The sequence below is a fragment of the Pseudarthrobacter sp. R1 genome, from assembly GCF_024494415.1.
In the GTDB taxonomy this organism is placed as follows: domain Bacteria; phylum Actinomycetota; class Actinomycetes; order Actinomycetales; family Micrococcaceae; genus Arthrobacter.
The window spans coordinates 371,400-382,040 of the sequence record NZ_JAMKFI010000006.1; the positions used below are offsets into that span (position 1 = coordinate 371,400).

13 protein-coding genes are annotated in these 10,641 nt (G+C 64.1%); 12 read left to right on the forward strand and 1 reads right to left on the reverse strand.

Going from position 1 to position 10,641, the window contains the following annotated elements:
* Positions 1 to 318 precede the first annotated feature (318 nt).
* The 7 genes from M8J71_RS07800 (at position 319) to M8J71_RS07830 (ending at position 7,452) form a co-directional block, all read left to right on the forward strand.
* Positions 319 to 1,008, forward strand: a complete 690-nt coding sequence (locus M8J71_RS07800; protein WP_256247371.1) for a hypothetical protein — start codon at positions 319 to 321, stop codon at positions 1,006 to 1,008.
* Between the two features lie 260 nt (positions 1,009 to 1,268).
* Positions 1,269 to 2,369 (forward strand): iron-siderophore ABC transporter substrate-binding protein, encoded by a 1,101-nt coding sequence (locus M8J71_RS07805; protein ID WP_256247372.1) that lies wholly within the window; start codon positions 1,269 to 1,271, stop codon positions 2,367 to 2,369.
* Positions 2,370 to 2,379: 10 nt separating this feature from the next.
* Positions 2,380 to 3,471 (forward strand): FecCD family ABC transporter permease, encoded by a 1,092-nt coding sequence (locus M8J71_RS07810; RefSeq protein WP_256247373.1) that lies wholly within the window; start codon positions 2,380 to 2,382, stop codon positions 3,469 to 3,471.
* Positions 3,468 to 4,574, forward strand: coding sequence for a FecCD family ABC transporter permease (locus tag M8J71_RS07815; protein ID WP_305478726.1), 1,107 nt, complete (start codon positions 3,468 to 3,470; stop codon positions 4,572 to 4,574). Before M8J71_RS07810 ends, M8J71_RS07815 begins: the two co-directional genes overlap by 4 nt.
* Before the next feature lies 1 nt (position 4,575).
* Positions 4,576 to 5,391 carry an ABC transporter ATP-binding protein gene (locus tag M8J71_RS07820; RefSeq protein WP_256247375.1) on the forward strand — a complete coding sequence of 272 codons (816 nt, stop codon included), beginning with the start codon at positions 4,576 to 4,578 and terminating at the stop codon, positions 5,389 to 5,391.
* The gene (locus M8J71_RS07825) at positions 5,388 to 6,434 is read left to right on the forward strand and encodes a siderophore-interacting protein (RefSeq protein WP_256247376.1); all 1,047 of its coding nucleotides are present in this window, start codon (positions 5,388 to 5,390) and stop codon (positions 6,432 to 6,434) included. Before M8J71_RS07820 ends, M8J71_RS07825 begins: the two co-directional genes overlap by 4 nt.
* 172 nt (positions 6,435 to 6,606) lie before the next feature.
* Positions 6,607 to 7,452: an SGNH/GDSL hydrolase family protein gene (locus tag M8J71_RS07830; protein ID WP_256247377.1), complete on the forward strand. Its 846-nt coding sequence runs from the start codon at positions 6,607 to 6,609 to the stop codon at positions 7,450 to 7,452.
* Here M8J71_RS07830 and M8J71_RS07835 read toward each other — a convergent pair.
* The gene (locus tag M8J71_RS07835; RefSeq protein ID WP_163166369.1) at positions 7,449 to 7,736 is read right to left on the reverse strand and encodes a YciI family protein; all 288 of its coding nucleotides are present in this window, start codon (positions 7,734 to 7,736) and stop codon (positions 7,449 to 7,451) included. The two genes, M8J71_RS07830 and M8J71_RS07835, sit on opposite strands and share 4 nt — an antisense overlap.
* Before the next feature lie 70 nt (positions 7,737 to 7,806).
* On the opposite strand from M8J71_RS07835, the gene M8J71_RS07840 reads away from it, so the two are divergent.
* The 5 genes from M8J71_RS07840 to rpsN all read left to right on the forward strand — a co-directional run bounded on the left by M8J71_RS07840 (position 7,807) and on the right by rpsN (position 10,066).
* A complete protein-coding gene (locus M8J71_RS07840) occupies positions 7,807 to 8,286 on the forward strand; it encodes a MarR family winged helix-turn-helix transcriptional regulator (RefSeq protein WP_163166367.1) in 480 nt (159 codons plus the stop codon).
* Positions 8,287 to 8,337: 51 nt separating this feature from the next.
* Positions 8,338 to 9,099, forward strand: a complete 762-nt coding sequence (locus M8J71_RS07845; RefSeq protein WP_256247378.1) for an SGNH/GDSL hydrolase family protein — start codon at positions 8,338 to 8,340, stop codon at positions 9,097 to 9,099.
* A 254-nt stretch (positions 9,100 to 9,353) separates the two neighbouring features.
* Positions 9,354 to 9,590: a 50S ribosomal protein L28 gene (gene rpmB, locus M8J71_RS07850; RefSeq protein WP_003798559.1), complete on the forward strand. Its 237-nt coding sequence runs from the start codon at positions 9,354 to 9,356 to the stop codon at positions 9,588 to 9,590.
* Complete coding sequence (gene rpmG, locus M8J71_RS07855) at positions 9,590 to 9,757, forward strand: 50S ribosomal protein L33 (RefSeq protein ID WP_013602737.1); 168 nt, start codon at positions 9,590 to 9,592, stop codon at positions 9,755 to 9,757. Before rpmB ends, rpmG begins: the two co-directional genes overlap by 1 nt.
* A 3-nt stretch (positions 9,758 to 9,760) precedes the next feature.
* Positions 9,761 to 10,066, forward strand: coding sequence for a 30S ribosomal protein S14 (rpsN, locus tag M8J71_RS07860; protein WP_163166363.1), 306 nt, complete (start codon positions 9,761 to 9,763; stop codon positions 10,064 to 10,066).
* Positions 10,067 to 10,641: the final 575 nt, after the last annotated feature.

A 10,641-nucleotide genomic window follows, 5' to 3' on the forward strand; every position in this document is an offset into this window, starting at 1 on the left:
CCCCTTCCACACCGGGAAATGCGGCGCCATCACGGCCCAAGCCTTGTCAGAAATTTCTTGCCTCGCTGCCATAAATCAAGCCTGACGGAAATCAGCCCTCAAAGGGTTTAGCAACACACCCTAGCCCGTTATCAACGGTCCAGCTGTATAACAAATCGATGGATTTATGCCGGGGGAGCTGTTGCAAGGCGTTGTCCCGGTGCCATGCTGGTGGGCATCAAACACTCGCCGTCGTCCTCCCACCGGACGGTTGTGGAACGCTGGGTCCTGCATCTGACGCTTGATGAGTTGACGGCCTTCCCTTGAAAGGCACCACCAATGCGCCCAGCACGCCGCGCCACCACCCCAATGGCGCTGACCGCCGTCGCGGCCCTCACCCTCGCAGGCTGTGCGGCCGGCAGCAGCACCGCCGGGGACGACGGTTCCTCCACCGGGCCTGCTGCCCAGACGACTGCGGCAAGCCTGCCTGCATCAATCATTCCCGCCGCCACCTCTTCTCCCGCTCCTGCCGGGCGGGTGACCTTCACCTTCCCGGATGGCCGGCTTTCGTTCCAGCACCCGAAGGGCTGGCACGTGGAGCTCTTTGAGGCGTCCGCGTCCCCGTACGTGGGCACGGCAACGGTGTCCAATCCAACTGGCCAGGCGCAGATCAACGTCTACACCGGCGAAATTGCCGACGTAGTGGCCAGCCCCGCCGAACGGACCGTGGTTGAGACGGACCCGGTACTGGGACTGCGGGGACATTCTGTTCCGACGCCCCATTCATCCTTTTTTGTTGATCGCAACGATGGTGCCGCACAGTACCGAATGGGACTTACTGCAGGACTGCCTGTCTCGCCGGACGGGACGGTGCAACACGGGCTCATCAGGCTAGGCGACCGCATCTTGACCGCAGACGTGGTGTTCACGGGCCAGCCATTCGCGAATGATGAGGCGGCGAAAGAGTGGTACTGGGGTGTCGAAGGCCAAGCCCTGAAGGCTGTGTTAATGAGCTTCTCCTACCGCTGACGGGGCTGTTGGGTACTCCCCTCTCTCACCACATAGAGGGAGGGCTTCTTCCGGGCCGCCGAGCCTGGCCTGCGCCGTTACGTGCGCGCTGCACTGGCCGGGACATCCTGCCAAACCAACATCTTCCCTGTCCAAAGCCACGAGGCCCGGAAGAAGTGTGTCTTTCGTCACGATGGGGAATAAGATACAGAAACCTTGCGTAATGCTCCAGAGGGTAGGCTAGCCTTACTTAAGTTCGCTTTATACACTTAAGGAGTTCCGTGACTTCCCCCCTCTTCTCCGGGCCCAGCGCCACCCGCCGCACGCTGTTCAAGTCAGCCGGCAAGGCCACGGCCGTCCTGGCCGCCGCGGCGCTCACCCTCTCCGCCTGCGCCACAGGCCCCGCCTCCTCCACCACCGACGCCAGCGCAGCCAGCTCCAGCAGCTCGCAGTTCCCGGTGACCATCGAGCACGTTTACGGCAAGACCACCATCGAGGAGCAGCCCACGCGCGTTGCCACCGTCTCATGGGTCAACGACGACGTTGCCATCGCCCTGGGCGTTGTGCCGGTTGGCGTTCCCAAGAATGAATGGGGCGGCAACGACCAGGGCTCCACCCCTTGGAAGGATGCAGCACTGGAAGACCTCGGCGCCGGTTTCGGCTCCGACAAGGCTCCTGCCCAGTACTCCGAAGCTGATGGCATCAACTTCACCGAGATCGCCAAACTCACCCCAGACGTCATCCTGGCCGCTTACTCGGGCCTCACGGAAGAGGACTACAAGAAGCTCAGTGAGATCGCGCCCGTCGTGGCCCACGCTGAGTTGGCTTACGGAACCTCCTGGCAGGACTCCACCTCCATCATCGGCAAGGCCCTTGGCAAGGATGCCGAAGCCACCAAGCTCATCTCGGACACCGAGGCCACCATCAAGGAGAAGGTTGCCAAGTACCCGCAGATTGAGGGCAAGAGCTTTATCTACGGCAACCTTGAGCCTGCCAAGGGCGACGGCGTCAACGTCTATACCGCCAATGACAACCGCCCCCGCTTTCTCTCGGAAATCGGTATGAAGCTCGCTCCGGTGGTTGAAGACAACTCCAAGGGCGAGGAATTCTTCATCCCGTGGTCCGCCGAAAAGGCCAACGAGCTTCAGTCAGACGTGTTCGTGACCTGGGTTCCGGATGCCTCCACCACCGACGCCATCAAGTCGGATCCGCTGCTCAGCCAGATCCCGGCCATCAAAAACGGCGCACTGGTTGCCGACTCGGACAACACCCTGACGCTGTCCATCTCCGCGGCTTCCCCGCTGAGCCTGCCGTGGTCGCTGGACACGTTCCTGCCGCAGCTTGCGAGCGCAGCGGATAAAGTCACCGGCGCAGTGAAGTAAGCCCCCTTCCATGACGCACAGTACGACGACGGCGGCCCCCGGGCAGGGGGGTGCCGGCACCTCATTGCCGGCACAAGGACCTAGCGGCCCGTCCCGCGGCCGCGCTTTCGGGGGGAAGCGCGCCGCCTGGCTGCTGGCCGCCGTCGTCGTACTTGCACTTTTGGCCGGGGCCTCCCTGGCCATCGGCGCCAGGGGACTGCCCTTGGGCACTGTATGGCAGGCGCTGACCGCGTTTGATCCCGCCAACGGCGACCACGCCGTGGTGCATGCCCGCATCCCGCGGACCGTCCTTGGCATCCTTGCCGGGGGAGCCCTCGGCCTTGCGGGCGCCGCCATGCAGGGTGTGGCCCGCAATCCGCTGGCCGATCCCGGCATTATGGGCGTGAATGCCGGGGCCGCCCTGGCTGTGGTGACTGGTATCTACGTTTTTGGTGTTGCCACGTTCTCCGGCTACATCTGGTTCGCGTTCGTTGGGGCAGCAGTTGCGGCGGTCGTCGTCTATCTCATCGCTTCCCTGGGCAGGGACGGCGCCACGCCGGTGAAGCTCGCCCTGGCAGGCGCAGCGCTGAACGCGGGCCTGTTCTCGCTCATGAACGTCATCCTCGTCTCCAGCCAGGACACCCTGGACAGGTTCCGCTTCTGGCAGGTGGGCGGCGTGGCAGGACGGGACTGGTCCGTAGTGCTGCCCGGCCTGCCGTTCCTCGCCGCCGGGGCGCTGATCGTGCTGGTGACCGGCCGTATCCTCAACAGCCTGGCGCTCGGCGACGACATCGCCCGCGGCCTCGGCCAGCGGGTAGGCCTGGTCCGCGGCATCACCGCCCTCGGAATCGTGCTGCTGTGCGGTTCGGCCACCGCGTTGGCCGGCCCCATTGGTTTTGTTGGCTTGGTTATCCCGCATGCCGTCCGTTTCCTTACGGGCCCGGATTACCGCTGGATCCTGCCGTTCTCGCTGGTGCTGGCACCGGTGTTGCTCCTTGGCGCGGACATCATCGGCCGCGTGGTACTTCTTCCGGGCGAAGTCCCGGCCGGCATCATGACCGCCCTCATCGGGGCGCCGGTCTTCGTCTGGCTTATCCGCCGGGGCAAGGGGGCGGGACTATGATTTCCCCCGTTGCGCTATCAGTTACGGCTGCCAAACCGGGGTCCAAGGGACCAAAGGTGATAGGGCAACGCCGGGGGAGGCTGCTGCTGAACCGGACCGCCATCCTGGCAGCCGCCGTCGTGATCCTGTTCGCTGTTTCCATCCTGCTGGGCAGCTATACGGTCACCGTCCCGGACTTCTTCAAGATCCTCTTCGCGCACCTGACCGGCGGCGAGAAGATCCCCGGCGCAAGCTTCATCGTGATGGAGAACAAGCTGCCGCGGGCTGTCATCGGCACCATGATCGGCCTCGCGTTCGGCCTGGCCGGCGCCCTGTTCCAGACTATGCTCCGCAACCCACTGGCCAGCCCCGACATCATCGGCATCAGCTACGGCGCCAGCGCTGCAGCGGTGGTGTCCATCGTGGTGTTCGGTGCCACCGGTGCGGCGGTCTCCGGTGCCGCGCTCGGCGGTGCCCTCGGCGTGGCCGCCATCATCTACGCGATCTCCAGCGGCGGGGTGATGCGCGGAACCAACCGCGGCGATGCCGCCGGCAACCGGCTCATTCTGGCGGGCGTAGGAATCGCCGCTGCCCTGCACGCCGTGGTGAATTTCCTGATGACCCGTGCGGATATCCGCACCGCCGCGGACGTCCTCGTGTGGCTCAACGGATCCCTGAATTCCGCCAACTGGGACCGTGCGGGCGTTCTTGCCCTCTCCCTCGCCGTCCTGATCCCGGCAGTTGTTGCCATCGCCGGGCCCTTGCGCATCCTGGAACTCGGACCCGACGCCGCCGCCGGGCTGGGCATCCGGGTAGGTGCCACCCGCTTGGCGCTGGTGATCGTCGCGGTGTCGCTGGCAGCAGTGGCGACGGCGGCGGCCGGCCCGGTCTCCTTCGTCGCCTTCCTGGCAGGGCCCATCGCCCGGCGCTTCACCGGAAAAGCCAGCCTCCCGGCGTCGGCATTCGTTGGCGCCCTGATTGTCCTCGCCGCAGATTACGTCGCCGCTAACCTCGCCCCCCTGCTGCTGGACGGCACTGCGCTGCCGGTGGGTGTCATCACCGGCGCGCTCGGCGCCCCGTTCCTGCTGTGGCTCCTGGTCGCGGCCAACCGAAAGGATGCCTGACGTGGCAGTTCTCAACGCCAAGGACCTGACGCTCAAATACGATCAGCGCTGCGTGGTGGACGGGCTTACGGCCGAAATTCCCGAAGGCCGCGTGACCATGATTGTGGGAGCCAACGCCTGCGGGAAATCCACCCTCCTTCGCGGCCTGTCCAGGCTCCTGAAACCCGCGGCCGGCGCCGTGACCCTGGACGGCAAGGACATCCACTCACGCCCGGCGCGGGAACTGGCCCGCACCCTTGGCCTGCTCCCGCAACATCCCACCGCCCCTGACGGCATCCTGGTCCGCGACCTGGTGGGCCGCGGGCGGTACCCGCACCAGGGTTTCTTCCGCAGCTGGAGTGAGAAGGACGACGCCGCCGTGCAGCGCGCGCTCGAAGCCACGGAAACGCTGGCCCTCGCCGGGAGGAACGTGGATGAACTCTCGGGCGGGCAGCGGCAGCGGGTCTGGATTGCCATGGCGCTGGCCCAGGAAACCGACATCCTGCTGCTGGACGAGCCCACCACGTACCTCGACCTTGCCCACCAGGTGGAAGTCCTGGATCTTGTGACAGACCTGAACCGCCAGCGCGGCACCACCGTGGCCATCGTGCTGCACGACCTCAACCTCGCCGCCCGTTATGCCGACAACGTGATCGCCATGAAAGGCGGCGCCGTAGTGGCAGTAGGCGCGCCTCAGGACGTGGTCACCGAAGGGCTGGTCCGCGACGTCTTCGGCCTTGAGTCCCGCGTCATCCCGGACCCTGTCTCCGGAACCCCCCTGATCATTCCGATCGGCCGACACCACGTCCCCGCCAACGAACTGGAGCTCGTTTCATGAAGACCCGCGATATTGCCGCCGCCTCCACCGAGCCGATGACCCTGGCATTTGAAGTTACTGTTTCCTCGGTGCAGGAACTCAGCCCCAACTTCCGCCGGATCACGTTCGGCGGGTACTCGCTGCGGGACTTCGGCGTCAACGGCGACACCCTCGACCTCCGGATCAAACTCATGATCCCGTCCCTCGCCGCGGACGGCACGGAACTTCCCCTGCCGGCGTTCGAAATGAGCCGCGCCGGCTGGTACCGCGAATGGCTGGCCATGGACCCGGCAGTTCGCGGTTCCATGCGCACCTACACCGTCCGCCATGCCCGCCTGGACACCGTATACCCGGAGATCGACGTGGACTTCGTGATGCACTTCGACAGCCAGGGCAACGGCGGGCCTGCCGCCAACTGGGCCCTCAATGCCAAGCCCGGTGATGCCATCACCCTTATTGGACCGAACAACCGCGCCGCGCAGTGCCTGACGGCTGAGGCCTACGGCGGCATCGAATGGCGGCCCGGACTGGCGCAGCGCATTCTGCTCGCCGGCGATGAGACGGCCGTCCCTGCCATTTCCGCCATCCTGGAAAGCCTGCCCGAATACATGACCGGCCACGCCTTCCTGGAGGTCCCCGAGGCAGGCGACTTCCTCGAACTGTCCTCGCCCGCCGATATCGAGGTCACCTGGCTCGCGCGCGGTGCCGCAATTGGACGGTCCCGGCCGCACGGCGAGCTGCTCCAGGAAGCGGTTCGCAAGGCGGTTCCGGTGCCCGGGTGGGTGGCCATCAAAGCCGCCGACGGCGCCGCTGGACCGGAGCCGGAGGACGTCAACGTGGACGTGGACATCCTCTGGGAGACTCCCCAGCGGATGGAGACGGACGAAATCCAAGCCACCAAAAACCCGGACATGCCCGCCGGTGCCATGCCGTTCTACGCCTGGATCGCCGGTGAAGCTGCGGTTATCAAGGACATGCGGCGGTACCTTGTCCGCGACGTTGGGATCGACCGGAAGCAGGTTGCCTTTATGGGGTACTGGCGCCAGGGCAAAGCCGAGGGCTAAGCCCTGGGTCCGGGCTGGGTGGGCCGGTTGCGTCCCCCGCCAACCCTCTCGCACTTGACGTGGGTTTTCCTGAAACCCTCTCGCACTCAACGTGAGTTTTCACGGGTGCCTTCGCACTTACTGTTCATCCCGGCGTCGTTCTTCCTTTTCCTTTGGTGGCTAGGTTGGCTTGGTGCGTTCTGAACCTTTGCTTCCTGATTCGGGGCGGCGGGTGTTTGTTGCTCTTGGAGACTCTTTCACTGAGGGGGTCGGGGACCGGGACGAGCGGTTGCCCAACGGGGTCCGGGGCTGGGCGGACCGGGTGGCAGAGAAGCTGGCGAAGGCGCAGCCTGGATGGCGGTATGCGAACCTGGCGATCAGGAGCAAGCGGCTCCGGCACGTGATTGGCGAGCAGCTGGAGCCCGCGCTGACGATGCGGCCCGCCCTGGTCACGCTGTACGCCGGCGGCAATGACATCCTGGACCTGAAAACGGACATGGCCGTGCTCATGGACGACTATGAAAAGCTCGTGGCACAACTGACGGCTACGGGCGCCACCCTGGTGCTCTTTACGGGCTTCGATGTCAAAGTTTCCGCGCTCCTCGAGCCGTTGAAGAAGCGCAACAACTTCTACAACCAGCAAGTCCGGGCCATCGCAGCCAAGTACGGAGCCGTGCTGGTGGACTACTGGTGCCTGGACGCCTTCCATGACCGCCGGATGTGGGACTCGGACCGGCTCCATATGTCCAAGGCCGGACACAAGTACCTGGCGGGCCAGGTGCTGGACCAGTTGGGCGTGCCGCACAAGATCCGGCTCAAGGACTGGGAACCGCCGGCCAAGCTCAGCCTCCGGGAGTGGGAGCAGCGCCAGCGGCGCTGGGTCCACGACTGGGTCCTGCCGCTGTTCGGCCGGAAACTGCGAGGCATCACGCTGGGTGACCAGCTCACGCCGCGCTGGCCGGAACCGGTGAAGGTGCCGCCAAAGGGTGGCCTGAAAAAGCTCGCCGCCAAATCCCCGGCGGGTAGTGCTTGGCGCTAACTGTCCAGCAAGTTCTCAAAGCCCGATGCCACCCTGGCGGCGTGGAACTCCACTACTTCGAAGTCGGCAACGCCATTCGAATAGAACGGGTCCTGTGCCAGGCTGGCGTCAAGCGTTGCCCGGTCCGCCCTGGAGAGCAACATACCGCCCGTCCGCGGGACCTTGCGCCCGGCGGCGATGAACACGCCGTCGTCGAAAGCCTTTTGCAGCCAGGCGATGTGCGCGTCGTTGTGGAAGTCCACGATGTCCTGGGGGACCCGGTAGCTCAGTGAGACAACATACATGCGCCCAGCCTACCGGCCGGCTCCGCCGCTACTTGAAGGATCAACCGCCCTTTTCTCGTAGAATGGGCGCATGACCGAACCCCGCTGGCTTACTGCCGACGAACGCCGTGCCTGGCTGGCCCTGGTAAGCATCAATACGCTCCTGCCGGCGGCCCTCGACACCAAGCTCCATGCAGCGGGGAAGCTGTCCCTTTTCGACTACACGGTCCTGGCCATGCTGTCTGAGGCGGAAGAGCGGTTCCTGCCGATGAGTGAGCTCGCTGCGCGCAGCAGCGCGTCGTTGTCGCGGCTTTCGCACGTGGTGACCAAGCTGCAGAAGCGGGGGTGGGTGGAGCGGCGTCCGCATCCGCACGACGCCCGCGTCACCACGGCCCATCTCACCGAAGAAGGCATGGCGACCATCGTCGGCCTGGCACCCGGCCACGTTGAGACGGTTCGGGACCTGTTCCTGGACGCCCTGACGGAGCAGGATGTGCTGGATCTGGCGCGTATCGGAGAGAAAGTGGTCGGCCGGTTGGACGCCGACCATTGGATTCTGCGGGAAAGCTAGGCCGCCATGGCACGGTTGGTTGCTCCCAGCAACTGATGGCAAACTAGCCGAATGGATTTCACTACCCGGTATGTGGCCCTTGGTGACTCCTTCACGGAAGGTGTGGGTGACGACGACCCCACCCGCCCCAACGGTGTCCGCGGCTGGGCTGACCGTGTGGCGGAGCAGTTGGGAGCCGCTGACCCCGGCTTCGGCTATGCCAACCTCGCTATCCGCGGAAAAAAGCTTCGCCAGATCCTGGTTGAGCAGGTGGATGCCGCCGTCGAACTCAAACCCACCCTGGTCAGCATTTACGCAGGTGCCAATGACATCCTGCGCCCAAGGATCGACATCGACAACCTCCTGGTGGAGTACGACGACGCCATCGCCAAACTGCGTGCCGCCGGTGCCGCCGTGGTCATGTTCACCGGCTTCGACGCCCGGGGCTCGAAGGTCTTCAGCACGACGCGCGGTCGGACAGCCATCTACAACGAACTGGTCCGCGGTATCGCCGGGGATCACGGCGCTTTGCTGGTGGACTACTGGCGCTTCAGCGAATACTACGACTGGGGTATGTGGGCGCAGGACCGGATGCACATGTCCGCCGCCGGCCATGCCAACATGGCCAAGCGCGTGCTGGACGTCCTGGAACACGACCACTCCATCGACGTCCCGCCCATGACCCCCGTCCCGGAGCTCAGCGGTGTGGATGCCATCCGTGCAAACGCCCGCTGGTTCCGTGAGTATGCAGGACCCTGGGTTGTCCGGCGCGTCACCGGGAAGTCCTCTGGTGATGGCTTGAAACCAAAGTACCCCCAGCTCACCCGGCTCTAGCCGCTGGCCCTCCTTATACACCCTTCGGGGCCGGATTGGTCTTTAATTGCGTGAACTCGTAGACTTGGTAGGCGCTAAGTGCGCGGAGCGTGCGCAATTGCTCCGGTTGTCCGGTAATTTCTCCAGGGCGGCCGGTAGTTAGGGGCTCAAGTTGCGTGACTAACCGTTGCCCTTCTTCATTTTTGGGTCGCCCTTAGCAGCATGGTCCAGCAACAGATATGCGGATCATTACTTTCAATTCTTGAGGAGAAGTCATGGCAGCACACTGCCAAGTGACCGGAGCCGAGCCGGGCTTTGGGCACAGCATTTCGCACTCGCACCGCCGCAACAAGCGTCGGTTCGATCCGAACATTCAGAAGAAGCGCTACTGGGTTCCGTCCCTGCGCCGTAATGTCACGCTGCAGGTTTCTGCAAAGGGCATCAAGACCATCGACGTACGCGGCATCGACGTTGTCGTCGCCGACATTCTCGCTCGTGGGGTGAAGCTCTAGTGGCTAAGGACAAGGACGTACGTCCGATCATCAAGCTCAAGTCGACCGCGGGCACGGGTTACACCTACGTAACCCGCAAGAACCGTCGTAATGATCCGGACCGCATGGTTCTGAAGAAGTACGACCCCAAGATCCGCCAGCACGTCGAATTCCGAGAGGAGCGCTAAACCATGGCTAAGAAGTCCAAGATTGCTCGCAACGAGCAGCGCAAGGTCATCGTTGAGCGTTACGCTGCAAAGCGCCTCGAGCTGAAGAAGACCCTGGTTGACGAAAACGCAACCGACGAAGCACGCGAAGCAGCCCGCCTCGGCCTGCAGAAGCTGCCCCGCAACGCGTCCCCGATCCGTCTGCGTAACCGCGACATCATCGACGGCCGTCCCCGCGGTACTCTCCAGAAGTTCGGCATCTCCCGTGTCCGCTTCCGCGACATGGCCCACAAGGGCGAACTCCCGGGCATCACCAAGTCTTCCTGGTAATTCAGCCCCGCTGAAACCAGCTGCTTGAGAAAGGGCCGGCAACCTCACGGTTGCCGGCCCTTTCTGCTTTAACCGTCCGCCACTGTGGTGCAGCACATACAAGGAAAGTCCGACGGCGGGTGGCGGGTTTGGTTGCCGGCCGCGGTTTTGCCGCGGAATGACGGGGAAGCGGGCGGCCCGAGAGGGGATTTGCGGAGCAGCCCGAGGAGGTGTATTGTTTTCTAAGTCGCCGCGAGGGAGACAGCGAAGAGCTGGTTACCCCGGGCGGCCAAAACCCCCAAAATCAATACCAATTCTGGTAGGGCTTTCGAGCACCTCTGGAAGAGGTGGGGACGACTTCCCACCGACGAGGATCCTGAAACAAGGATTTGCGCCGGGACGGTGGATCGGGTAAGTTTGAAAAGTTGCTCCGGAGCGATCCTGAACCGTTTGGTTGGGTGGTGCCGGGTGTGTCTGTTGTTTGAGAACTCAATAGTGTGCCAAGTTTGTTGATACCGATTTGTTTTTATGGATTGGTTGAATTTGCCGGGCTGCCCGCCCCTGTGGGTGGTCTGGTTTTTACAGCTGGTTTCAAA